The organism is Oceanobacter sp. ABM4_470 (assembly GCF_056158645.1).
Genome location: NZ_JBSWTR010000001.1, coordinates 1,850,074 through 1,875,276, shown reverse-complemented (window position 1 = coordinate 1,875,276; position 25,203 = coordinate 1,850,074). Strand labels below are relative to the sequence as shown.

Genomic DNA, 25,203 nt, shown 5'->3' with positions numbered 1-25,203 from the left:
ATGTCATCTATCAGAACATTGTCCTTTGATGCCATCGTAATTGGTGGTGGCGGTGCTGGTATGCGTGCAGCGCTGCAGTTGACCGAAGCCGGCATCAAGACCGCTTGTGTGACCAAAGTATTCCCGACCCGTTCCCACACGGTATCCGCCCAGGGCGGTATTACCTGTGCGATCGCGTCTGCTGATCCGAACGATGATTGGCGTTGGCACATGTACGATACCGTTAAGGGTTCCGACTACATCGGTGACCAGGACGCTATCGAATACATGTGTTCCGTAGGTCCTCAGGCTGTATTCGAACTGGAGCACATGGGTCTGCCATTCTCCCGTTTTGAAAACGGCCGTATCTACCAGCGTCCTTTCGGTGGTCAGTCGAAGGATTTCGGTAAGGGTGGCCAGGCCGCTCGTACCTGTGCTGCTGCTGACCGTACCGGTCACGCGCTGCTGCACGCCCTGTACCAGGGTAACCTGAAAGGCGGTACTACCTTCCTGAACGAATGGTACGCCGTTGATCTGGTGAAAAACGCCAAGGGTCAGGTAGCGGGCGTTATTGCTATCTGCATCGAGACGGGTGAAACCGTATACATCAAAGCCAAGGCAACCGTACTGGCTACCGGTGGTGCGGGTCGTATCTACCAGTCCACTACCAATGCATTGATCAACACCGGTGACGGTGTGGGTATGGCACTGCGTGCCGGTGTTCCAATGCAGGATATGGAAATGTGGCAGTTCCACCCAACCGGTATCGCCGGCGCGGGTGTACTGGTAACTGAAGGCTGTCGTGGTGAGGGTGGTTACCTCATCAATAAGGACGGCGAACGCTTCATGGAGCGTTACGCTCCAAACGCCAAAGACCTTGCGGGTCGTGACGTTGTTGCCCGTTCCATGGTTCTGGAAATTCTGGAAGGCCGTGGCTGTGGTGAAAACGGTGACCACGTATTCCTGAAGCTGGATCACCTGGGTGAAGAAACCCTGAACGCCAAGCTGCCAGGTATTCTGGAGCTGTCCCGTACCTTCGCTCACGCGGACCCTGTGAAAGTGCCAATTCCGGTTGTTCCAACCTGTCACTACATGATGGGTGGTGTTCCGACCAATATCGGTGGTCAGGCGCTGACAATTGATGCTGACGGTAACGACCAGGTTGTTGACGGTCTGTATGCTGCTGGTGAGATCGCTTGTGTATCCGTACACGGTGCCAACCGTCTGGGTGGTAACTCACTGCTCGACCTGGTGGTATTCGGTCGTGCGGTTGGTCTGCAAGTTGAACAGAGCTTCAAGGACGGTTTTGAAGGTGCTGAGGTGTCTCAGGAAGACATCGATCGCGCCATGTCCCGTCTGAACCGTCTGAACAACAGCTCCACTGGTGAGAGTGTTGCTGACGTTCGTGCGGAACTGCAGAAGACCATGCAGCTCTACTTCGGTGTATTCCGTGAAGGTCCTTCCATGGAGAAGGGTCTGAAGATGCTGGACGAAATCGGCGAGCGCGTTAAGAACACGGTTCTGGACGACAAGAGCGGTGCGTTCAACACAGCACGCATTGAAGCACTGGAGCTGGACAACCTGTTTGAAACTGCCTACGCAACAGCGGTTGCGGCGGTAGAGCGTAAGGAGTCCCGTGGTGCTCATGCCCGTAATGACTACACTGAGCGTGATGACGAGAACTGGCTGTGCCACTCTCTGTACTTCCCTCAGACCAAGTCTGTTGGCAAGCGCGCTGTAAACTTCGCTCCGAAGACAGTCGAAGCGTTCCCACCGAAAATCCGTACCTATTAATGGGAGGTATGCAATGTTAGTAAGTGTCTATCGCTACAACCCAGAGAAGGATTCTGCGCCATACATGCAGGACTACAACATCGATATCCCTGGTGGTAAAGATGTGATGGTTCTGGATGTTCTGGCTCTGGTGAAAGAACAGGATACCGGTTTTGCTTACCGTCGTTCCTGCCGTGAGGGTGTTTGTGGCTCTGACGGTATGAACATCAACGGCAAGAACGGCCTGGCCTGTATCACTCCGATCTCTGAAGCTACCAAGGGCAAAATGGACAAGCTGGTGCTGCGTCCTCTGCCTGGCATGCCAGTGATCCGTGATCTGGTCATTGATATGTCCATGTTCTACAAGCAGTACGAGCGCATCAAGCCGTACTTGCAGAACGATACGCCAGCACCTGCTATTGAGCGTCTGCAGTCTCCTGAAGACCGTGAGAAGCTGGATGGCCTGTACGAGTGTATCTTGTGTGCATGTTGTTCGACCGCGTGTCCTTCATTCTGGTGGAACCCTGACAAGTTCGTTGGTCCATCCGGTCTGTTGCAGGCTTACCGCTTCCTGGCGGACAGCCGTGACACCACCACAGCAGAGCGTCTGACGGATCTGTCTGATCCATTCAGTGTGTTCCGTTGCCGCGGCATTATGAACTGTGTGAACGTTTGTCCTAAAGGTCTGAATCCGACAAGGGCAATCGGCCATATTCGCAATATGCTGTTGAATCAGCAGATTTAATCTGCAAACTATCGGAACCCCTGTGTTTCAGGGGTTCTGTATAGACGTAAGTGGGCTGGACACACAGCTCGTTTTCGTAAAAAATCGCGCAACCTCGCGCTTACAAGGCGCGTGTACATAAGTAAAAAACGACATTGAGGGATCAACAGGGTATTCCTGTTTCACCTCAGAGGCCTTGCGACTTAACCAGTCGGCCCTCTACTTGCCTCGCATTGCTAGAGTCGGCGCAGCCATCTCTGTGGGTGATCGTCCCCAATACTTCAGGAACAGGGTGATCGTACATGCACGAGCAGACAATGGAGCAGCTATGGAGCACCTCCCATCTCGATGGTGGAAGTCTTGCTTACATAGAAGAGCTCTATGAAGCCTATCTCCGGGATCCTAGTGAGGTTTCCGAGAAATGGCGCAGCTATTTTGACCAACTCCCGCGAGCCGACGAAAGCGTTACCGTCGACACTCCCCATAAGCCGATTCGTGAACAGTTTCTGCTCATTTCCAAAAACCAGCATCGTGCCCGTCCGGTAGCGGCCAGCAGTGTCAGCACCGAACATGAGCGCAAACAGGTGCAGGTTCTCCAGCTGATTAATGCCTACCGCGGCCGCGGTCATCAACAGGCCAAGCTGGACCCACTTAACTTGATGGCTCGTGAGTCTGTTCCTGATCTCGACCTCCACTTCCATGGCCTCTCCAAAGCTGATCTGGATACCACCTTCCAATGTGGCACCCTGTTCATCGGTCAGGAAGAAGCGACGCTGAAAGAAATCATTGATGCGTTGGAAGCCACCTACTGCGGAACGATTGGTGCTGAGTTTATGCACATCGTGAACACCGCGGAACAGCGTTGGTTCCAACAGCGTCTGGAGAGTGCCCGCTCTCATCCGAAATTCAGTGGCGACGTCAAGATGCACCTGCTGGAGCGTCTGACCGCAGCTGAAGGTCTGGAAAAATATCTGGGTTCCCGTTACCCGGGCGTCAAGCGTTTCGGTTTGGAAGGCGGTGAGTCCCTGATTCCACTGATGGACGAACTGATCCAGCGCTTTGGTTCCTACGGCGCCAAGGAAATCGTCATCGGTATGGCCCACCGTGGTCGTCTGAATACCCTGATCAACACCCTGGGTAAAAAGCCTTCTGATTTGTTCGACGAATTCGATGGCAAGGCGGAATACAAGCACCACGGCGACGTTAAGTACCACCAGGGTTTCTCTTCCAACGTGATGACCTCTGGCGGCGAAGTGCACCTGGCCATGGCATTTAACCCGTCCCACCTGGAAATTGTGTCCCCAGTGGTTGAAGGTTCTGTGCGCGCCCGTCAGGATCGTCGTGAAGACAATACTGGCGAGAAGGTTGTACCAATCACTCTGCACGGTGACTCTGCATTCGCAGGTCAGGGTGTGGTGATGGAAACCTTCCAGATGTCCCAGACTCGTGCTTATAAAACCGGCGGTACCGTTCGTGTCGTGATCAACAACCAGGTTGGTTTCACCACCTCCAAGCGTGTTGATGTGCGTTCCACCGAATACTGTACTGACGTTGCGAAAATGATCGAAGCGCCAATCCTGCATGTGAATGGCGATGATCCTGAAGCGGTTCTGTTTGTAGCTCAGGTGGCTGCTGACTACCGTCGCGAGTTCAAGAAAGACGTTGTGATCGACCTGGTTTGTTACCGTCGTCGTGGTCACAACGAAGCAGATGAGCCATCCGGCACCCAGCCGCTGATGTACGCTCAGATCAAGAAGCAAAAGACCACTCGTGAGCAGTACGCTGCCAAGCTGGTAGAAGAGGGTGCAATCTCTGCGGAAGGCGTCAAGGCGCTGGAAGAAGAGTACCGTAGCGCTCTGGATGCAGGTCAGCACGTTGTGAAGAGTCTGGTGAAAGAGCCAAACTCTGAGATGTTCGTCGACTGGACCCCTTACCTGGGTCACGGCTGGACTGCCAAGGCAGACACCACCTTCGATCTGGGCCGTCTGCAAGAACTGGCTAACAAACTTCTGGAAACTCCAGAAGGTTTCGCCATTCAGCGTCAGGTTGGCAAGATTCTGGAAGACCGTGGCCGCATGGCTGCCGGTGCGACGCCAATCAACTGGGGCTTTGCCGAGACCATGGCGTATGCCACGCTGGTCGACGAAGGTCACCAGGTCCGTCTGACCGGTCAGGACGTGGGTCGTGGTACCTTCTCTCACCGTCATGCGGTATTGCACAACCAGAAAGACGCCAGCACGTTCGTGCCTCTGGCCAATCTGAAAGAAGACCAGCCAGACGTAGCCATCTACGACTCGCTGCTGTCTGAAGAAGCGGTACTGGCATTTGAATATGGTTACGCCACCACCACGCCAAACGCGCTGGTGATCTGGGAAGCCCAGTTTGGTGATTTCGCCAACGGTGCCCAGGTGGTATTCGACCAGTTCATTTCCTCCGGTGAAAGCAAGTGGGGCCGTCTGTGTGGTCTGACCATGTTGCTGCCACACGGCTATGAAGGTCAGGGCCCTGAGCACTCTTCTGCTCGTCTGGAGCGTTACCTGCAACTGTGTGCTGAACACAACGTACAAATCTGTGTTCCTTCCACACCGGCTCAGGTGTACCACATGCTGCGTCGTCAGGTGATTCGTCCGCTGCGTAAGCCGATGGTGGTTATGTCACCTAAGAGCCTGCTGCGTCACAAGCTGGCTACCAGCACCCTGGAAGAACTGGCTGAAGGCAGCTTCCAGACCGTGATCAGTGAGCAGGATGATCTGGACCCGGCAGCAGTACGCCGTGTACTGATGTGTTCCGGCAAGGTCTACTACGATCTGTTGGAACGTCGTCGTGCCGAAGAAATCAATGACATCGCCATCGTTCGTATTGAACAGCTGTATCCGTTCCCACACGACGATCTTGAAGCAGAGTTGGCCAAGTACACCAACCTGAAAGAGATCTACTGGGTACAGGAAGAGCCGAAAAACATGGGTGCCTGGTACAGCAGCAACCATTACATGGAGCGTGCAATCAGCTCCATCGGCCTCGACGTGGAGCTGCAATACGCAGGCCGCGCGGCAGCAGCATCTCCGGCCGCTGGTTACATGGCTCTGCACTTGCAGCAGCTTGAAGAATACATCACAGACGCTCTGGACATTCAGGGCTAATAGCAGGAACACCTAAGGAAAAAATAATGAGCATCGAAATCAAGGCCCCGACTTTTCCTGAGTCCGTTGCAGACGGTACCGTCGCTACCTGGCACAAGCAGCCAGGTGAACCAGTAGAACGTGATGAACTGCTGGTTGATATTGAAACCGACAAGGTTGTGTTGGAAGTTGTGGCTCCTGCTAACGGCACCCTGAAAGAAATCTTCAAAAACGCTGACGACGTTGTCCTGAGCGACGAAGTCCTGGCTGTATTTGTTGAAGGCGACGTTGCTGCTGCAGCGCCTGCCGCTGAAGCTGCACCGGCTGCCGAAGCCGCACCAGCTGCGTCTGATGATGATTCCCTGGTTAACCCGGCTGCTCGCAAGCTGGCTGAAGAGAAGGGCGTTGCCCTGTCTGCAGTCAAGGGCACTGGCAAAGGCGGTCGCGTGACCAAGGAAGATGTACAGAACCACATCAAGAACGGCGCCAAGCCAGCGGCTGCTCCGGCTCCTGCCGCAGCACCTGTAGCAGCCGTTCCAGCAGGCGAGCGTGTTGAAAAACGCGTCCCAATGACTCGTCTGCGCGCCACCATCGCCAAGCGTCTGGTGGATGCACAACAAAACGCAGCCATGCTGACTACGTACAACGAAGTCAACATGAAGCCAGTAATGGAACTGCGTAAAACCTATAAAGAGCAGTTCGAAAAAGTACATGGCGTCAAACTGGGCTTCATGTCTTTCTTCGTTAAAGCTGCCACTGAAGCGCTCAAGCGTTTCCCAGCAGTTAACGCGTCTATCGACGGTAACGACATGGTATACCACGGTTATCAGGATATCGGTGTTGCCGTATCTACCGATCGCGGTCTGGTTGTTCCTGTTCTGCGCGATACCGACAGCATGGGCCTGGCTGAAATCGAAGGCACTATTGGTGACTTCGCCAAACGTGGCCGTGATGGCAAGTTGGGCATGGAAGACATGCAGGGCGGTACCTTCACTATCACCAACGGTGGTGTGTTCGGTTCCCTGATGTCTACCCCAATCCTGAACCCACCGCAGACCGCAATTATGGGTATGCACAAGATTCAGGAGCGTCCTATGGCGGTGAATGGCAAGGTTGAGATCCTGCCAATGATGTATCTGGCATTGTCATACGATCACCGCATGATCGATGGTAAGGAAGCGGTTCAGTTCCTGGTAACCATCAAGGACCTGCTGGAAGACCCTGCACGTATGCTGCTGGACGTTTAATCGGACTTTTAAGGATTCGTAATGAGCAAGAAATTTGATGTAGTCGTTATCGGCGGCGGTCCTGGCGGCTATGTAGCTGCCATCCGCTGTGCACAGTTGGGCCTGAAAACCGCTTGTATCGACAAGTGGGTGAACAAAGAAGGTAAAGGCGTTTACGGCGGTACCTGTCTGAACGTTGGTTGTATCCCATCCAAGGCGCTGCTGGATACTTCCCACAAGTACGAAGAAGCCAAGCATGATTTCGATATGCACGGCATTGGTGCTGGCGACATCACCATGGATGTCAGCAAGATGCTGGCTCGCAAGGACCAGATCGTTAAAAACCTGACCATGGGTGTTGCTGGCCTGTTCAAGGGTAACGGCGTTACTGCTCTGGAAGGTGTTGGTAAGGTTCTGGCTGGCAAGAAAGTTGAGTTCACTCCTCACGGTGGTGAAGCTGAACAGATCGAAGCCGAGAACATCATCATTGCGACCGGTTCTGTACCTTTCAACATTCCACCAGCTCCACTGACTGAAGACATCATCGTCGACAGCACTGGCGCTCTGGAATTCAAGGAAGTACCTGAGAAGCTGGGCGTAATCGGTGCCGGTGTTATCGGTCTGGAACTGGGTTCCGTATGGGGCCGTCTGGGCGCCAAAGTTACCGTTCTGGAAGCACAGGACAAGTTCCTGCACGTTGCTGACTCTGCGGTTTCCAAAGAAGCTCAGAAGCTGTTCACCAAGCAGGGCATGGACATCCGTCTGGGCGCTCGCGTGACCGGTTCTGAAGTGAAAGACGGCAAAGTAACCGTTACCTTCCAGGAAGGCGGTGAAGAGAAGTCCGAAACCTTCGACAAGCTGATCGTTGCTGTTGGCCGTAAGCCATTCACTGACGGCCTGCTGGCTGCTGACTGTGGTGTGAACCTGGACGAGCGTGGCTTTATCCACGTAGACGACAGCTGTCAGACTGCTGCTCCAGGTATCTGGGCAATCGGTGACGTTGTTCGTGGTCCAATGCTGGCTCACAAAGCATCTGAAGAAGGCGTTATGGTTGCCGAGCGCATCCATGGCCACGCTGCGCAGATGAACTACGACGTGATCCCTTCCGTTATCTACACTGCGCCAGAAATTGCCTGGGTAGGTAAGACCGAAGAACAGGTTAAGGCAGATGGCGAACCATACAACACGGGTATGTTCCCATTCGCGGCCGTAGGTCGTGCGATGGCCAGCAACCAGACTGATGGCTTCGTTAAAATCATTGCACATGCTGAAACAGACCGCATCCTGGGCGCTCACATCGTGGGTCCTAACGCCGGTGACCTGTGTCAGCAGATTGTAATTGCGATGGAATTCGGTTCCAGCGCAGAAGATATCGGCATGATGGTATTTGCTCACCCAACCGTTTCTGAAGCAGTTCACGAAGCGGCCCTGGCTGTTAGCAACTCCGCGATCCACAAAGTGAATCGTAAATCCAGAAAATAAGATCCGATAAAAACAATGGCCCGGCTAGACCGGGCCTTTGCTTATATTGCTGAACTTCAACGCAGAGTGTTTTTGCGTACCCCATAAAGGTTGTTCAGTTAACACAGGCTGTCGGGTAATCCTCGACAAAGAAAAGAAACAGGACGAAAGCGATGAACCTTCACGAATATCAGGGTAAACAGCTTTTTGCTCAGTACGGTCTGCCAGTATCCAAGGGTGTGGCAGCCAAGACTGCAGAAGAAGCGGCAGCAGCGGCTGACGAAATCGGTGGTGACAAGTGGGTTGTTAAAGCCCAGGTGCACGCCGGTGGCCGTGGTAAGGCAGGTGGCGTAAAGCTGGTTGACTCCAAAGAAGAAATCAAGGCATTTGCTGAGCAGTGGCTGGGCAAAAACCTGGTTACTTACCAGACTGACGAAAAAGGCCAGCCTGTAAGCCGCATTCTGGTTGAGAGCTGCACTGATATTGATCAGGAACTGTATCTGGGTGCGGTTGTTGACCGTTCCACTCGTCGTATCGTCTTCATGGCCTCTACTGAAGGTGGTGTTGAGATCGAGAAAGTTGCTGAAGAAACTCCAGAAAAGATTCTGAAAGCAACTGTTGATCCACTGGTTGGTGCTCAGCCATACCAGGCTCGCGATCTGGCTTTCAAACTGGGTCTGCAAGGTGACCAGATCAAGCAGTTCACCAAGATCTTCATGGGTCTGGCGAAACTGTTCCAGGACAAAGACCTGGCGCTGCTGGAAATCAATCCGCTGGTAATCACTCCAGAAGGTAACCTGCACTGTCTGGACGCCAAGATCGGTATCGACAGCAACGCTGTTTACCGTCACAAAGACCTGCAAGAGATGCACGATCCTTCCCAGGAAGATGCTCGTGAAGCTCACGCTGCTCAGTGGGAACTGAACTACGTAGCACTGGATGGTGACATCGGCTGCATGGTGAACGGTGCTGGTCTGGCCATGGGTACCATGGATATCGTGAAGCTGCACGGTGGTAACCCTGCAAACTTCCTGGACGTTGGTGGCGGCGCTACCAAGGAACGCGTTGTTGAAGCGTTCAAGATCATTCTGTCCGACGACGCTGTTAAAGCCGTATTCATCAACATCTTCGGCGGTATCGTACGTTGTGACATGATCGCAGAAGGCGTTATCGGCGCTGTTAAGGAAGTGGGTGTTGAAGTTCCTGTTGTTGTTCGTCTGCAGGGTAACAACGCTGAACTGGGCACCAAGGTTCTGTCTGAATCTGGTCTGAACATCATTGCCGACACCGACCTGGCAGGCGCTGCCAAGAAAGTTGTTGCAGCAGCTGCTGGCGAATAAGGGGATATCATGAGCATTCTTATCAACAAAGACACCAAGGTTATCTGTCAGGGTTTCACTGGTGCTCAGGGTACTTTCCACTCTGAACAAGCCATCGCATACGGCACCAAAATGGTTGGTGGTGTAACTCCGGGTAAAGGCGGTCAGACTCACCTGGGTCTGCCAGTATTCAACACCGTTGCTGAAGCTGTTGAAGCAACTGGTGCTGAAGCATCCGTTATCTACGTACCAGCGCCTTTCTGTAAGGATTCCATCCTGGAAGCGGCCAACGGCGGTATCAAACTGATCGTTTGTATCACTGAAGGTATTCCTACTCTGGACATGCTGGATGCCAAAGTTAAGTGTGACGAGCTGGGTGTTACCCTGATCGGCCCTAACTGCCCAGGCGTTATCACCCCAGGCGAATGCAAGATCGGCATCATGCCAGGTCACATCCACCTGCCAGGTAAAGTGGGCATCGTATCCCGTTCCGGTACTCTGACTTACGAAGCCGTTAAGCAGACTACTGACTACGGTTTCGGCCAGTCTACCTGTGTTGGTATCGGTGGTGACCCAATCCCGGGCTCCAACTTCATCGACATCCTGAAATTGTTCCAGGAAGATCCAGCGACTGAAGCCATCGTTATGATTGGTGAAATCGGTGGTACCGCTGAAGAAGAAGCCGCTGCCTTCATCAAGGAAAACGTAACCAAGCCTGTAGTTTCCTACATCGCTGGTGTTACTGCTCCTGCTGGTAAGCGTATGGGCCACGCTGGTGCCATCATCTCCGGTGGTAAGGGTACTGCTGACGAGAAGTTCGCCGCTCTGAACGACGCTGGTGTAACCACCGTTCGCAGCCTGGCTGACATCGGTGCAGCTCTGAAGGAAAAGACTGGCTGGTAAGTTTTACCACTGATCTGATCTTTGAAAAACCCGCGCTTGTCGCGGGTTTTTTTGTTTTTGGGGAGTCGGAAGTCGGGAGTCGGGCTCACTTCTGGCCAGTTCTTGTCCCGTATTGTCGCGCACTAAAGTATTGATAGACCAAGGTTTGATCACCCAACGTCGAATGGTTGCTAACCCTCGCGAAGATTAAGGTTTTAGCGTCATCTTGAGGGGACGATCATGACATACCAACAACAATACCAGTCATCCATTGCCAACCCTGAAGCATTCTGGAGAGAGCAAGCCGACCGTGTTCAATGGTTCAAGCAACCAGAAACCATTCTGTCGAAAGACGCCAACGGCATTGACCGCTGGTACGCCGATGGTGAATTGAACACCGCCTATCTGGCGTTGGATTACCACGTCTTGCAGGGGCGAGGGGATCAAGCCGCACTGATCTACGATTCGCCAGTTACCGACACCCGACGCAGTTACAGCTACCGTGAATTGACCGCCGAAGTTGCGCGCTTTGCCGGGGCCTTGAAAGCCCGTGGGGTTGAGAAAGGCGACCGGGTGGTGATCTACATGCCAATGGTGCCGGAAGCTGCCATCGCCATGCTGGCTTGTGCCCGTCTGGGAGCGATTCACTCGGTGGTGTTTGGTGGTTTTGCTGCCAGCGAGCTGGCAACCCGAATTGACGATGCAACGCCCAAACTGATTCTGTCAGCGTCCTGTGGCATCGAGATTGATCGGGTTATCGAATACAAGCCGATTCTGGATGAAGCCATTGAGCTGGCTGCGCATCAGCCGGATGGCTGCATCATCTTGCAGCGGGACATGAGCCGCTGTTCACTGGGTGACCGTGATGCCGACTGGCATGATGCCATCGCCAAGGCGGAGCCGGCCGACTGTACCCCGGTGGGTGCAACCGACCCGCTCTATATCCTCTATACCTCTGGCACAACCGGCAAACCCAAGGGTGTGGTGCGTGATAACGGCGGCCATGCGGTGGCGATGAAATACAGCATGGAAGCGGTCTACGACATGGGCGTTGCCGATGTGTTCTGGGCTGCCTCTGATGTTGGCTGGGTGGTGGGCCATTCCTACATTGTCTATGCCCCGCTGCTGGCGGGCTGTACAACCGTATTTTACGAAGGCAAGCCGGTTCGTACCCCGGACGCTGGCGCTTTCTGGCGGGTGTGTGAAGAATATGGCGTGAAGGGCCTGTTTGCGGCACCAACGGCGTTCAGGGCGGTGCGTAAGGAAGATCCGCAATGCTTGTTGGCCAAACAGTACGACCTCAGCCAATTGAAGACCATTTTTATGGCCGGCGAGCGACTCGATCCACCCACCTACGACTGGGTGGTTGAGCACATCCAGCGTCCGATTGTTGACCATTGGTGGCAAACTGAAACCGGTTGGGCGATTGCGGGCAATCACGTTGGCCTTGGGCCGGTAGTGGTGAAAGCCGGTTCGGTGACGCGACCGTCACCGGGTTTTAATGTTCAGGTACTGGATGGCCGCGGTCAGCCGGTAGGAGCCAACCAACAAGGCAGTATTGCCATCAAATTGCCGTTGCCGCCAGGCTGTCTGCCGACCATCTGGGGTGACCATGATCGCTTTGTATCCGGTTATCTGGGGACGTTTGACGGCTACTACGTCAGTGGCGATGGCGGTTATCTGGATGATGATAACTATCTGTTCGTTTTGGGCCGTACCGACGACATCATCAACGTGGCAGGGCACCGCTTGTCGACTGGCGAAATGGAAGAAGTGGTGGCGGCCCATGAGGCAGTTGCCGAATGTGCAGTGATTGGCCAGTCCAGCGAGTTGAAGGGGGAAGAGCCGCTGGGGTTGGTGCTGCTAAAAGACGGTGTCGATGTTGATGAAGAGGCCTTGCAGCAGCAGCTGGTTCAGCAGGTGCGCGAAAAGATTGGTGCGGTTGCCAGCTTCAAGAGTGCGGTGGTGGTCAAGCGTTTGCCGAAAACCCGCTCTGGCAAAATTCTGCGTAAGATACTTCGCAATATTGCCAACGGTGAAGAGTACAACACGCCGTCAACCATTGATGATCCGGCCTGTCTGTCCGAGATCGAGCAGATCCTGTCAGAGAAGGGCATTCGCAAATAAACGTAAGTGCGAAAAATATTTCGAACCAATTCGAGAGCGATCACTCAAACAGTTATGTTTGGAGATCATCATCAGTTTCCAGACTCCCGCTCTCTTTCATGATATTCAGCCGAGTTTTCTAGCTCGGCTTTTTTTTGCCTGCGGTTTTCTGTTCGTTAAGTTTCCCTTTCTCCTGATACCCGAGCTGCCACTAAGTTTTTCAGAGTATCTTTAGGTCAGCGGCTGGCCAGATCCAAGCCCAACCGCATCGAACAGCCTGCTCGGGTTCAGTCTTCGTCCGGTTTTACTCCATCCAGTGGTTTTACTACCAGAACGTCACAGTGCACTTCATCAACCAGTTGCTCTGCGGTGTTGCCTATCAATACCCCGGCAACGCCACAGCGGGCGACGGTGCCAACGACAACAACATCGGCTTCTATGTTGGCAGCGACTTTGGCGACCACGGCGTCTGGTTCACCTTCCATAACGTGCAGGTGGTCTGAGTTGACGTTGTATTTACGACCCAGCGCTTCACAAGCGGTCTGATGCTGCTCGGTGATGTAGTCCTGAATGTCATCCGGTGCGGTGACTTCCGGCACCATGGCAAAGGCCACAGAGATTTGTGGGTAGGCATTCACCAGGTGCAAATCGGTTTCGAAGTGGTCAGCCAGATGCTCGGCATAGGACAGGATGTTGTCATTGATCAGCTGATGGCCTTCGTCTGTGGTCGTCGCATCCACCGACGCCAGCAGGCGATTGTGCTTCCACGGGGCGGGGCTTTTTACCAATAGTACGGGGGCTGGGCAGTGCCGCATCAGATTCCAGTCGGTATGGGTGAAAATGCGATCCAGCACAGAATGGGGCAGAGTGCCCTTGATCACCAGATCAAAGTCTTGCTGGCGGGTGACTTCCAGTACGGCATTGTGCAAATGCTTGTGCCACAGTACTCGGGTGCTGACCTTGCGAATATCGGGGCTTACTTCGGGCAGGAAGCTGTCGATCCAACGTTGGGTAGCGGCCAGTCGTGCCTGACGGATTTGTTTGACGGTGTCGTTATCCAGCGCCGACTCATCGCCACAGTAGGGCTCGTAGACCGACGTCAGCAAGGTAATGTCGGCGTCGACGACACTGGCCAGCCAGATTGCCTTGTCGAGGGCAATCTGTTCCGGGTGGTCGGAATCCAGCACAACAAGAATGTGGTTGATGTCCATCATGGCGAGTCCTCCCGTTGAATAGATAACTTCAGAATACGCCGCTTGGCTGCAGCGGACTATGCTGTACGTCAAATATCCGGGGTCGATTTCAAGAGTGCCATCATGGCGTTGGCGGCGTTGCTTTGGGGGCGGTTGCGCAGATGGATAATGCCGAGTTCGCGAGTAAGTGGTGGTTGGTCGCAGTCGAGCACAATCAATTGGTCATCGATCATCGATGGCGGCAACACCGACCAGCCCAGCCCGACACTGACCATCATCTTGATGGTTTCCAGATAGTTGGTGGGCATACTGGTATGAAGCTTCTGGCCACCCTCAATAAACTGCTGCTCGACCAGTCGATAGGTGATGGTGTCTTTCTCGGGCAGGATTGCTGGCCATTGGCTCAAATCTGCCAGGCTGGTCCGAATGCGGTTGGCCAGCGGGTGTTCGCGGCTGACGACGAAATGCAGTTCGTCCTGCCACAGTGGCCAACTTTGCAGTTGCTCGCTGGCGTTGCTGTCGAGGGTGGTCAATGCCAATTCTACGCTACGCTGTTCAACGGCGCGGTAGGCATCTTCAGAGCCCAGGAATTGCAAATCCAGCCGTGCTTGCGGGTAGCGACGGGCAAAGTCTTTCAAAAAGGGTGGCAACCGGTGCAGGCCAATATGGTGGCTGGTTGCCATCGCCAGTACGCCGGTAACGCTGCCGCTGAGGTTGATCAGTTGCAGTTGGGTGTCGTCCATCAGCTGCAGGATGTGTTTGGCCCGAGGTAGCAAGAGTTCGCCGGACTCCGACAGACTGACGGAACGGTTGTGGCGTTCAAACAGTTGGGTATCGAGCTGTTGTTCGAGGGTCTGGATACGCTTCGATACGGCCGACTGGGTCAAGTATAACTGCTCAGCGGCTTCGGAAAATGAGCCATGCTCAACCACTGCCAGAAACGCTTTCAATTGTTGACTGTCCATAACGCTTCTCCTGTCAGGCCTTATAGGGAATTGGGCGGCTCCCAATGGATGGTGGTATCGCTGTGCTGTCATGGCCAGCAGCTATTGTTGCTTTATTCCTTCAAGGAATGCAATTCAGAAAAAATATGAATTTGTGTTGCGTATTGAAAGGCGTAGCATAAGCAAGGTAAGAGATGCGCTGAGTATTCCGGTGGCGTTCAGGCCGCCGAGACAAGCCAAAGCATCCGTGGTGTTTGATGACTGCTGCGGCAGTACAACGAGAGATTCAAGGAGCCCTCCATGGCTGGCAAAACCCTGTACGACAAGTTGTGGGAACAACACGTCGTGAAAGAACGTGATGACGGTACTGCGTTGATTTACATCGATCGTCAGTTGCTGCACGAAGTAACGTCTCCACAAGCCTTTGAAGGCCTGCGTATTGCCGGTCGTCAGCCATGGCGTCTGACCGCCAACCTGGCCACCCCGGATCACAACGTATCTACCGATGCTGGCGAGCGTGCAGGCGGTATCGATGGCATTCAGGACCCGGTTTCCCGTATTCAGGTGAAAACCCTGGACGATAACTGTAACGCGTTTGGCATCACCCAGTTCGATATGAAAGACAAGCGTCAGGGTATCGTGCACGTGGTTGGCCCGGAGCAGGGTGCTACCTTGCCGGGTATGACCATCGTCTGTGGTGACTCTCACACGGCTACCCATGGTGCGGTTGCGGCTCTGGCTCACGGTATCGGTACGTCGGAAGTTGAGCACGTGCTGGCGACCCAGTGTCTGATTCAGCGCAAGATGAAAAACCTGTTGATCAAGGTCGACGGTGAATTGGGTCCTGCCATCACGGGTAAAGACGTGGTTCTGCACGTCACTGGCGTGATCGGTACCGCTGGCGGTACCGGCTATGCGATGGAATTTGGTGGTTCTGCCATTCGCTCCATGAGCATGGAAGGCCGTATGTCCATGTGTAACATGGCGATCGAAGCCGGTGCTCGTGTGGGTATGGTGGCGTTTGACGACATCACTGCTGAATACGTCAAGGGCCGTCCATTCGCACCAAAAGATGATCAGTGGGACATGGCGGTTGCTGCCTGGAAAGAGCTGGTGTCTGACGAAGACGCCGTGTTCGACAAAGTGGTAGAAATCAAGGCCGAAGACATCAAGCCTCAGGTGACCTGGGGTACTTCTCCGGAAATGGTAACGACCATCGACGGTACCGTTCCAGCTCTTGAAGATGCCAAGGACGACGTTGAGCGTTCTGCCTTCACTCGTGCTTATGAATACATGGGTCTGACTGCTGGCCAGAAAATCACCGACATTCAATTGGATCGCGTTTTCATCGGTTCATGCACCAACAGCCGTATTGAAGACTTGCGTCAGGCGGCGGAAGTGGCCAAGGGTCGTAAAGTGGCTGGCACCATCAAGCAGGCCATGGTTGTACCGGGTTCTGGTCTGGTGAAAGAGCAAGCTGAATCTGAAGGTTTGGACAAAATCTTCCTTGAAGCCGGTTTTGAGTGGCGTGAGCCAGGTTGTTCCATGTGTCTGGCCATGAATGCCGACAAGCTGGGTGCCGGTGAGCATTGTGCCTCTACCTCCAATCGTAACTTTGAAGGTCGTCAGGGCTATGGTGGCCGTACCCATTTGGTGAGTCCTGCCATGGCAGCCGCGGCAGCGATTGCCGGTCATTTTGTCGACGTACGCGAATTCTGAGGAGCCAATATATGAGAGCATTTACCGTACATACCGGTGTGGTGGCGCCAATGGATCGTCCAAACATCGATACCGATATGATTATTCCAAAGCAGTTCCTGAAGTCGATCAAGCGTTCCGGTTTCGGCCCGAACCTGTTTGATGAACTGCGTTACCTGAACGAAGGCAAACCAGACGCCGATAACTCCGGTCGTCCGCTGAACCCGGATTTTGTACTGAATCAGCCGCGTTATGCAGGCGCTTCTGTGCTGCTGGCTCGTGAAAACTTCGGCTGTGGCTCCTCCCGTGAACACGCCCCGTGGGCGCTGGAAGATTTCGGTTTCCGTGCCGTGATTGCCCCAAGCTTTGCCGATATCTTCTTCAACAACTGTTTTAAAAACGGTCTGTTGCCGATCATCCTGCCGGAAAGTGTGGTGGATGGCTTGTTCAAGGCGGTTGAATCTTCAGAAGGCTACCAGTTGACGGTTGATCTGGATAAGCAGGTGATTCTGACGCCAGACGGTCAGGACATTGCCTTCGATGTTGACCCATTCCGCAAGCACTGCTTGCTGAACGGTCTGGATGATATTGGTCTGACGCTGCAGGACGCCGACGACATTCGGGCGTACGAAGAAAAGCGTCAGCAATCTGCGCCCTGGTTGTTTAACGCGGGTGCCTGATCTGCCGACTGGATTTATTTCAGCCCGATGATTCCGGAAAACGGTCAGCGGGCTTTTTTACAGGATAAAAAAACATGAGCAAAAACGTATTGGTTTTGCCGGGCGATGGTATTGGCCCGGAAATCGTGGCAGAAGCCGTTAAGGTTCTGAACACCGTTAACGACAAATTCTCTCTGGATCTGAGCATTGACCACGGTTTGGTCGGCGGCACTGCATTTGATGCAACCGGTTTCCCACTGCCAGAAGAAAGCCTGCAAAAAGCCAAGGCGGCTGATGCCATCCTGCTGGGTGCGGTGGGCGGTCCTAAGTGGGACAAGCTGGACGACCGTTCCAAGCGACCTGAGCAAGGTTTGCTGGATATCCGTTCCAAGCTGGAACTGTTCGGTAACCTGCGTCCGGCCATTCTGTACCCACAGCTGGCAGATGCTTCTACCCTCAAGCCTGAAGTGGTTTCCGGTCTGGATATCCTGATCGTACGCGAACTGACCGGTGGTATTTACTTCGGTAAGCCACGTGGCATTCGTACCCTGGAAAATGGCGAGCGCGAAGGCTACAACACCTACGTGTACAACGAATCCGAGATTCGTCGAATTGGCCGTGTAGCGTTTGAAGCGGCCATGAAGCGCAACAAGAAGCTGTGCTCTGTCGACAAGGCCAACGTTCTGGAAGTGACCGTGCTGTGGCGCGAAATCATGGAAGAACTGAGCAAGGAATACCCGGAGGTTGAGCTGTCTCACATGTACGTGGACAACGCTGCCATGCAGCTGGTTCGTGCGCCGAAACAGTTTGACGTTATCGTAACCGGCAATATGTTCGGCGATATCCTGTCCGATGCAGCCGCCATGCTGACCGGCTCCATTGGTATGCTGCCTTCCGCATCTCTGGACAAGGACAACAAGGGCATGTACGAGCCATGTCACGGTTCTGCTCCGGACATCGCGGGTCAGGGCATTGCCAACCCGCTGGCGACCATCCTGTCTGCCGCCATGATGCTGCGTTACAGCCTTGGCCAGAACGAAGCGGCTGACGCGATTGAAGCAGCGGTCAGCAAGGTGCTGGACAGCAACCTGCGTACCGCGGATATCTACTCCGACGGCATGCAGAAAGTATCCACTGCCGAAATGGGTGATGCAGTTGTAGCCGCACTTTGATACGGTTATAACGCAATTTTGAACAAAACCGCGCTCTGCGCGGTTTTTGTCGTCTTTAGCGGTGAGAGCGCAAAGCGGGCGGCAATTACAAAGAACAAGGTAAACGACGTATGTTGAAAACAGGTCTGGTTGGCTGGCGTGGCATGGTGGGTTCCGTGCTGATGCAGCGTATGGAAGCCGAAGGTGATTTTGCTCTGATCGAGCCGACTTTCTTTACTACCTCCCAGAAAGGGCAGGCAGCGCCACAGTTTGGCGGTAAGGATTGTGGTTTGCTGGAAGATGCTTTTGATATTGAAGTATTGTCCGCGCAAGACGTGATTATTACCTGTCAGGGTGGTGACTACACCAAGGAAATCTACGGCAAGCTGCGTGAAGCGGGCTGGCAGGGCTACTGGATTGACGCTGCATCTTCCCTGCGCATGGATGACAACGCCATCATCGTTCTGGACCCGGTCAACGCAGACGTAATTGACGCTGGTCTGGATGCCGGTGTTAAAACCTACGTAGGTGGTAACTGCACCGTATCCCTGATGCTGATGGCATTGGGCGGTTTGTTCGAAAAAGGTCTGGTGGAGTGGGTTGCTCCGCAAACCTATCAGGCGGCTTCCGGCTCCGGTGCCCGTCACATGCGTGAACTGATCAGCCAGATGGGAGCGGTACACGCCAATGTTAAAGACAAACTGGACGATCCCGCCTCTGCGATTCTGGAAATTGATCGTCAGGTGGCGGATTTCATCAACAGCGATGACTACCCGAAAGCCCAGTTTGGCGTACCGCTGGCAGGCAGCCTGATTCCTTATATCGACTCCCAGCTTGAGTCCGGACAGAGCCGCGAAGAGTGGAAGGCTCAGGTAGAAGCCAACAAGATTCTGGGTCGTTCAAACGATCAGATTCCGGTAGACGGCTTGTGTGTTCGTGTTGGTGCCATGCGTTGTCACAGTCAGGCCATGACCATCAAACTGAACAAGGATATTTCGGTTGAAGAAATCGAAACCATCCTGGCTCAGCATAACGACTGGGTTAAAGTGATTCCGAACGATCGTGATATCACCATGCAGGAACTGACCCCAGCGAAAGTGACCGGCACCTTGTCTATTCCGGTTGGCCGTATTCGTAAGCTGAATATGGGTCCTGAATATATTTCTGCCTTTACGGTCGGCGACCAGCTGTTGTGGGGTGCCGCTGAGCCTCTGCGCCGCATGTTGCGTATTTTGTTAAACCGTTCATAGAAATTTATTTTACAAGCGGGCCTCGGCCCGCTTTTTCATATTTCCCTTCCTGAAACTTTCATAAACCCTTATTACATATCACTTTTATAGTTACTTAACCGTGCAAAACATTGCACCGGAACTTTTTATACTTAATACTTACGCGTGATTTTTGAACACTCGAAATAGTGCATCGTTCCGGGCCGATCCGGAATACTCGGAAAACCGAGCTTGTTAGCCAATTCGTGACACCAAGGAAGCACCAATGAAGCGCCTGTTTGCAACCGCCATGCTGCTGGTAGGAAGTACTCTGATGTCCAGTCAGCTTATGGCTCTGGGTCTTGGAGAGTTGAAGCTCGATTCTGCGCTAAATCAGCCCCTCAAAGCGGAAATCGAACTCGTAGACTCGGCAGGTTTGTCCGAGTGGGAAATCAAGCCGGTACTGGCCAGTGCGGAAGCTTTTGACCGTTACGGCGTCGATCGTTCCTATTTTCTGACCAAAATCAAATTCAACGTCGCTGGCGACAAGATTGAATTGAGCACCCGCGAAGGGGTGACCGAGCCTTTCCTGAATTTTCTGGTCGAACTGAACTGGCCGTCTGGTCGGGTGGTGCGCGAATACACCGTGCTGCTGGACCCGCCTACGTTTGAACAACAGAGCTTTCAACCTGTCGTAGCGGCTCCATCGGTAACGCCATCCACCGGACAGGTTCAACGTCAGAACAATTCCATTGTCACGCCGAGTACCGGTGTGGCATCCCGCCAGCCAGCGGGCAGTGGCGCTGAAGGTACCTACACTGTTCAGCCAAACGACACCATGTGGGCGATTGCACTGGCGACTCGCCCGGATGCATCGGTTTCTCCCCAACAAATGATGCTGGCCATTCAGCAAGCTAACCCTAATGCCTTTATTGGTGGCAACATCAACCGCGTAAAAACCTTTGAAGTGCTGCGCATACCGGGTGCCGATCAGGTGCAAGGTATCAGCCGTCAGGTAGCGGTTAATGAAATGGCTCGCCAAAACGACGAATTGGCAGGTCGCGCCCAACTGGATGCCACCGGCCGCAACACGTCTGTGGCTCCTCGCGCTGCCTCCGACGGCCGTGGTGAAGTACGTCTGGTTACCGATGCCAAGCAAGGTGCAAATTCTGCCGGTGCCAGTGGTGATACCGAAGGCCAGGGTAACGGCCGTCAGGAAGCCCTTGAAAATGATCTGGCCATCGCACTGGAAAATCTCGACAAGTCCCGTCGCGACAACGCAGAGTTGGAAGACCGTCTGAGCGCTCTGGAAGAACAGATTGCCGCCCTGCAACGTTTGGTGACCCTGAAAAACGATCAGCTGGCCAGCATGCAAGCAGGTGCTGCTACTGCCGAAGCACAACAGCCTGTCGCCACGGTAACGCCTGAACCAAAACCAGAAGTTGCTGCCCCGGCCGCCGTCGAGCCGGCTAAAGCAGAAGCCCAGGCCGCTGCGCAGCCTGAAGTGGCTGCCAAGCCGGAAGTTCAACAGCCTGTTGAGCGTAAACCTGCACCGAAGCGCTACGTTCCGCCACCACCAAGCCTGATCGATACCATTCTGCAAGATCCGATGATGCTGGGCGGTCTGGTTCTGGCGATCCTGCTGTTGATCGCACTGATTTACACCGCCATCAAACGTCGTCTGGCTGGTAAAGATGACTCTGAAGAAGCGGCAAAAGAGCAAGCGGCAATTGCTGCGGCTGTCGAAGAGGTGAATGCGGTTAACGAGCCAGTTGACTCCTTCGACTTCGATGAGCCAGAACAGCACGACGACCCAATGGACTTCCTCAACGACGACAGCGCCGTGGACATCTCTACTGCCAGCCTGGAGTCTGAAGACGAATTGCTGGTGGAAGTAGAAGAGCACATTGCCTATGGCCGTTTTGACGAAGCCCGCAGCTTGCTGAAAAACGCCATTGCCAACGAGCCGGTTCGTGGCGACCTGAGCCTGAAATTGCTGGAAGTGTACGCTGAGCTGGACGATGCCATTGCCTTCTCTGAAGAAGAGCAGCGACTGCAAACCTTTGGTGATGACTTCCAGGTGGAAACTGCGGAAGCGATGCGCGGACGCCTGACCAGCCCAATCGGTGCTGCGGGTGTATCCGAAGTGTCTCTGGAAGACCTAGATATGGAATTCCAGAGCGGTCTGGATGATCCAGCGGTTGCCGTGCCGTCAGAAGATACTGTGTCGGTTGACACTGAAACCACCACCAACATGGACGACGGTGAAGATTTCGCCGCCATGCTGGATCAGGGTCTGGATTTCGAATCCGCTCTGGATCAGGACGACGAGCAGACAACCGGCTCCAGTGAAGTCGAGTTGGATTTCTCTTCCGACTTTGCAGCGTCCGATGATAACTCTCTCGATTTCGATCTGACTTCAATGGACGATCACGACGCAGAACAACAGGATGCACCGTCGTTCCAGCAGACTGAAGAAGTGGAAATCGACAATCTGATGGAATTTGAACTGTCAGACGAAATGCTGGAACTGGACAACGCTGAAGCTTCCACTGACAACACTGAGTCGGATGAAGTTGAAGCAGACGAAAATAGCCTGGACTTCGATCTGGGTGGTCTGGAACTGCCAGAATCCGAACTGGCCTCGCTCGATGATGAGCTGGCTGAGCTGGAAAGCGACGTTGCTGACGAGCAACCTCTGGACTCACTGGAGCTGGACATCGACGGTCTGGATTCTATTGAGTCGCTTGAAGTTGATTCCGAGCTGGAAGAAGGCACTGACGACCTGCTGGAACTGGATCTCGGCGAAGAGTTGGCTGAACTCGAATCTGATCTGGATGATACTGCTGGTGAGGAGCTGGACCTGGGTGATCTGGCAGCGCTGGACGGTACTGAAGAAAGTGCTGATGAGAACGCTGAGGAGAGTGCCGAAGAGGGCGCTGTTTCCGAATTGCCAGAAGAGCTGGATTTCAACCTGACCGAAGAATCCCTGTCAGAGCTGGAGCCTGACTCAGAACTGGCTGCCGAACTGGAAGCCTTTGCTGAAGAACATCCGGTTGCTGATGCTGGTGAAGACTCGTTTGATAGTGAGATAGAAAGCGAAGCAGAAGATCTTGATCTTTCCGTTGCAGAGACCGAGAGCCTTGAAGAAGTTGCAGCAGATGATGTCGACCCAGCGCTAGAAGAAACTTCTGAAACCACTTCTGGAAATGTTATTGAAGGCGCTTCCGAAGGTGCTATCGCAGAAATCGATTTCGATTCCGAAGAAGCGGCTGATCTGAGCCTGCCGGATCTGGACTCGGCTTTGGATGACTTTGACCCTGCGTCTGAAGTGGCTGATACGGCCGACGTTGAAGTGCCAGAGCTGGACATCGCTGATGCCGAAGAAAACGGCACAGAAGAAAACAGCACAGAGGAAAGCGCATCCGAAGACACAGATGCCGCAGAGTCTGAGCAGCCTGTTGTTGAAGATATGGCCGATCTGGATGACTTGCTGGGCGGTGACGGTGAGTTCGACCTCGACTCGCTGGATTTCGAACTGGATGATCTCGGTAACTCCGACGTTGAAGCACCAAAGCTGAGCCAGGATGACCTGAACCGTGTAATGGAATGGTCTTCTGAAGACAGCGACGAAACCGACGTTATGGATCTGGCTGATGTCATCGAATCCGATGGCGATGCTGAGCCGGAATCAGAAGAGATCCCGGCTCTGGAAGACATTCACGAAGAAGAGTCGTTCGATCTGGAAACGCTGGATGCCAGCACGGACTTTGAGCTGACCTCTGAAGACGCTCCTGAGTTGGATATTCCTGAGCTGGACGCTCTTGAACTGGATAGCGCTGAAGACAAGCTGGAAGCTGAACTGGCTGCTGAGGATGGCATTTCTGAGCTTACGGATCTGCCAGAGCTGGATACGGTCGAAGCCACAGAAGAACTGGATGCTGATAACATCAGCTTTACTGCTGCCGATGCCATTGATCTGGATGAACTGGCCGAAGCCGAAGACGAGTTTGAATACCTGGCCGGAACTGACGCCAGCGAAACCAAGCTGGACCTGGCCCGTGCCTATGTCGATATGGGTGAATCCGAAAGCGCTCGTGAGCTGCTGGGTGAAATCCTGCAGGAAGGCAACGACAAACAAAAGCAGGAAGCTCAATCCCTGATGGACTCCCTCAACTGATCCATGTCTGAAACATTTCGATACGCTGCCATCGTGGAATACAACGGTGCTTGTTTCCACGGTTGGCAGAAGCAGAAACACCACAACGAACCTACCGTACAGGCCGCTCTTGAAGCGGCCATTTCGAAAGTTGCCAATCACCCCGTAGAGGTCGCCTGTGCAGGTCGTACCGATGCGGGGGTGCATGCAACCCGACAAGTCATCCACTTTGATACCACGTCCAAGCGCAGTGACTACGGCTGGATTATGGGTATCAACACTAATACGCCGCCAGCGGTGTCGGTGCAGTGGATTCAACAAGTCGATTCGGAATTTCACGCCCGCTTCAAAGCCCAGGCGCGCTGCTATCGTTACCTGATCAATAACAGCAAGTACCGTCAGGCCTTGCAGCATGATCAGATGACCTGGTGGAAATACCCGCTGAATGCAGAAAAAATGCAGCAGGCGGCTAATCATTTGCTGGGCGAGCACGACTTCACGTCATTCCGCGCCAAGGACTGTCAGGCCAAAACCCCGGTGAAAACCATGCACCGGATTGAGGTCAAACAGTGGGGCGACCTGATCATGGTGGAGCTGGAATCCAGCGCCTTCCTGTATCACATGGTGCGCAACATCATGGGTTGCTTGATTCCGATCGGCGAAGGCCATAAAGAGCCTGACTGGATGAAAGACGTGCTCGACGCTAAATCCCGTCTCGCCGCAGGTGTTACGGCACCGGGTGATGGCCTTCATTTTGTTGGTGTACGTTTCCCGGAACACTTTGGCATTCCGTCACAACCCTTTGGTCCACTGATGTTAGAACCGGCGCTTTCGGTCAGCCGCTGAGCGGGTTTTGAAGGTTTGAAAGGCCAGAATATTTGCTAGTATTCTGGCCTTTTGCGTTATTGGAGCCAGACCATGCCTGCTCGACGTCAGATTCGCACCCGTGCCAAGATTTGTGGAATCACCCGTATAGAAGACGCCAAAGCGGTTGTGGCTGCTGGGGCGGACGCGATTGGGCTGGTGTTTTATCCGCCCAGCCCGCGTTCGGTTACCGTCGAGCAGGCTCGTGACATTGCTGCTGCGATTCCGGCCTTTGTTACGGTGACGGCACTTTTTGTGAATCCAACCGTCGAACAAGTGCAATCGGTGCTGGATGCCGTTAGAATCGATTTAATCCAATTCCATGGTGATGAAGACGATGGCTTTTGCCAACAATTCAACCGCCCCTACATTAAAGCCATCCGTGTCCGGCAAGCGTCGGACATGGTGGAGGCGTGCGTGCGCTTCCCAGGTGCCTTGTCTCTGCTGCTAGACAGCTACAAACCCGGCGTGCCGGGCGGAACTGGCGAGACCTTTGACTGGTCGCTGGTTCCAGAGAATCTATCAAAACCCATTATTCTTGCTGGCGGTCTGAACCCCGCCAACGTGGCCAATGCCATCCAGGACGTAAACCCCTTTGCGGTGGACGTCAGTGGCGGTGTTGAAGCCGAAGGCCCCAATGGCCTGCAAAAGGGCATCAAGGACGCCAGCAAGATCCAGGCATTTATGAATGAGGTGTATCGTGGCTAACACTACTGCCAACAACGCACATGCGGCTTT

At 53.9% G+C, this 25,203-nt stretch carries 17 protein-coding genes; 15 read left to right on the top strand and 2 right to left on the bottom strand.

Annotated elements, in window-relative coordinates; all coding sequences use genetic code 11:
• The 8 genes from sdhA (at position 1) to ACXADJ_RS08185 (ending at position 12,610) form a co-directional block, all read left to right on the top strand.
• Positions 1-1,773: a succinate dehydrogenase flavoprotein subunit gene (gene sdhA, locus ACXADJ_RS08220; protein ID WP_475064664.1), complete on the top strand. Its 1,773-nt coding sequence runs from the start codon at positions 1-3 to the stop codon at positions 1,771-1,773.
• A 13-nt stretch (positions 1,774-1,786) separates the two neighbouring features.
• On the top strand, positions 1,787-2,497 hold the full coding sequence (locus tag ACXADJ_RS08215; RefSeq protein ID WP_028292551.1) for a succinate dehydrogenase iron-sulfur subunit: 711 nt from the start codon (positions 1,787-1,789) through the stop codon (positions 2,495-2,497).
• A 281-nt stretch (positions 2,498-2,778) separates the two neighbouring features.
• Positions 2,779-5,616 carry a 2-oxoglutarate dehydrogenase E1 component gene (locus ACXADJ_RS08210; RefSeq protein ID WP_475064661.1) on the top strand — a complete coding sequence of 946 codons (2,838 nt, stop codon included), beginning with the start codon at positions 2,779-2,781 and terminating at the stop codon, positions 5,614-5,616.
• Between the two features lie 26 nt (positions 5,617-5,642).
• Positions 5,643-6,842: a 2-oxoglutarate dehydrogenase complex dihydrolipoyllysine-residue succinyltransferase gene (gene odhB / locus ACXADJ_RS08205; protein ID WP_028292549.1), complete on the top strand. Its 1,200-nt coding sequence runs from the start codon at positions 5,643-5,645 to the stop codon at positions 6,840-6,842.
• Positions 6,843-6,863: 21 nt separating this feature from the next.
• Complete coding sequence (lpdA, locus tag ACXADJ_RS08200) at positions 6,864-8,303, top strand: dihydrolipoyl dehydrogenase (RefSeq protein WP_475064658.1); 1,440 nt, start codon at positions 6,864-6,866, stop codon at positions 8,301-8,303.
• A gap of 152 nt (positions 8,304-8,455) precedes the next feature.
• Complete coding sequence (gene sucC, locus ACXADJ_RS08195; protein WP_028292547.1) at positions 8,456-9,622, top strand: ADP-forming succinate--CoA ligase subunit beta; 1,167 nt, start codon at positions 8,456-8,458, stop codon at positions 9,620-9,622.
• Between the two features lie 9 nt (positions 9,623-9,631).
• Positions 9,632-10,504: a succinate--CoA ligase subunit alpha gene (gene sucD / locus ACXADJ_RS08190; RefSeq protein ID WP_028292546.1), complete on the top strand. Its 873-nt coding sequence runs from the start codon at positions 9,632-9,634 to the stop codon at positions 10,502-10,504.
• Positions 10,505-10,723: 219 nt separating this feature from the next.
• The gene (locus ACXADJ_RS08185; protein WP_475064656.1) at positions 10,724-12,610 is read left to right on the top strand and encodes a propionyl-CoA synthetase; all 1,887 of its coding nucleotides are present in this window, start codon (positions 10,724-10,726) and stop codon (positions 12,608-12,610) included.
• A 266-nt stretch (positions 12,611-12,876) separates the two neighbouring features.
• Here the strand turns inward: ACXADJ_RS08185 and uspE are convergent, their stop codons facing one another.
• Positions 12,877-13,803, bottom strand: coding sequence for a universal stress protein UspE (uspE, locus tag ACXADJ_RS08180; RefSeq protein ID WP_475064653.1), 927 nt, complete (start codon positions 13,801-13,803; stop codon positions 12,877-12,879).
• A gap of 68 nt (positions 13,804-13,871) precedes the next feature.
• Positions 13,872-14,747: a LysR family transcriptional regulator gene (locus ACXADJ_RS08175; protein ID WP_475064651.1), complete on the bottom strand. Its 876-nt coding sequence runs from the start codon at positions 14,745-14,747 to the stop codon at positions 13,872-13,874.
• Between the two features lie 279 nt (positions 14,748-15,026).
• Between ACXADJ_RS08175 and leuC the strand changes: the two genes are divergently transcribed.
• From leuC to ACXADJ_RS08140, 7 genes are all read left to right on the top strand, one after another.
• Positions 15,027-16,445, top strand: coding sequence for a 3-isopropylmalate dehydratase large subunit (leuC, locus tag ACXADJ_RS08170; protein ID WP_475064648.1), 1,419 nt, complete (start codon positions 15,027-15,029; stop codon positions 16,443-16,445).
• Between the two features lie 11 nt (positions 16,446-16,456).
• Positions 16,457-17,104, top strand: coding sequence for a 3-isopropylmalate dehydratase small subunit (gene leuD / locus ACXADJ_RS08165; RefSeq protein ID WP_475064645.1), 648 nt, complete (start codon positions 16,457-16,459; stop codon positions 17,102-17,104).
• Between the two features lie 74 nt (positions 17,105-17,178).
• Positions 17,179-18,255, top strand: coding sequence for a 3-isopropylmalate dehydrogenase (gene leuB, locus ACXADJ_RS08160; RefSeq protein ID WP_475064643.1), 1,077 nt, complete (start codon positions 17,179-17,181; stop codon positions 18,253-18,255).
• Positions 18,256-18,365: 110 nt separating this feature from the next.
• Positions 18,366-19,484: an aspartate-semialdehyde dehydrogenase gene (gene asd, locus ACXADJ_RS08155; RefSeq protein WP_475064641.1), complete on the top strand. Its 1,119-nt coding sequence runs from the start codon at positions 18,366-18,368 to the stop codon at positions 19,482-19,484.
• Positions 19,485-19,728: 244 nt separating this feature from the next.
• Positions 19,729-23,622: a FimV/HubP family polar landmark protein gene (locus tag ACXADJ_RS08150; RefSeq protein ID WP_475064639.1), complete on the top strand. Its 3,894-nt coding sequence runs from the start codon at positions 19,729-19,731 to the stop codon at positions 23,620-23,622.
• 3 nt (positions 23,623-23,625) lie between these two features.
• Positions 23,626-24,447 carry a tRNA pseudouridine(38-40) synthase TruA gene (truA, locus tag ACXADJ_RS08145; protein ID WP_475064635.1) on the top strand — a complete coding sequence of 274 codons (822 nt, stop codon included), beginning with the start codon at positions 23,626-23,628 and terminating at the stop codon, positions 24,445-24,447.
• Positions 24,448-24,519: 72 nt separating this feature from the next.
• A complete protein-coding gene (locus ACXADJ_RS08140) occupies positions 24,520-25,173 on the top strand; it encodes a phosphoribosylanthranilate isomerase (RefSeq protein WP_475064632.1) in 654 nt (217 codons plus the stop codon).
• Positions 25,174-25,203 lie beyond the last annotated feature (30 nt).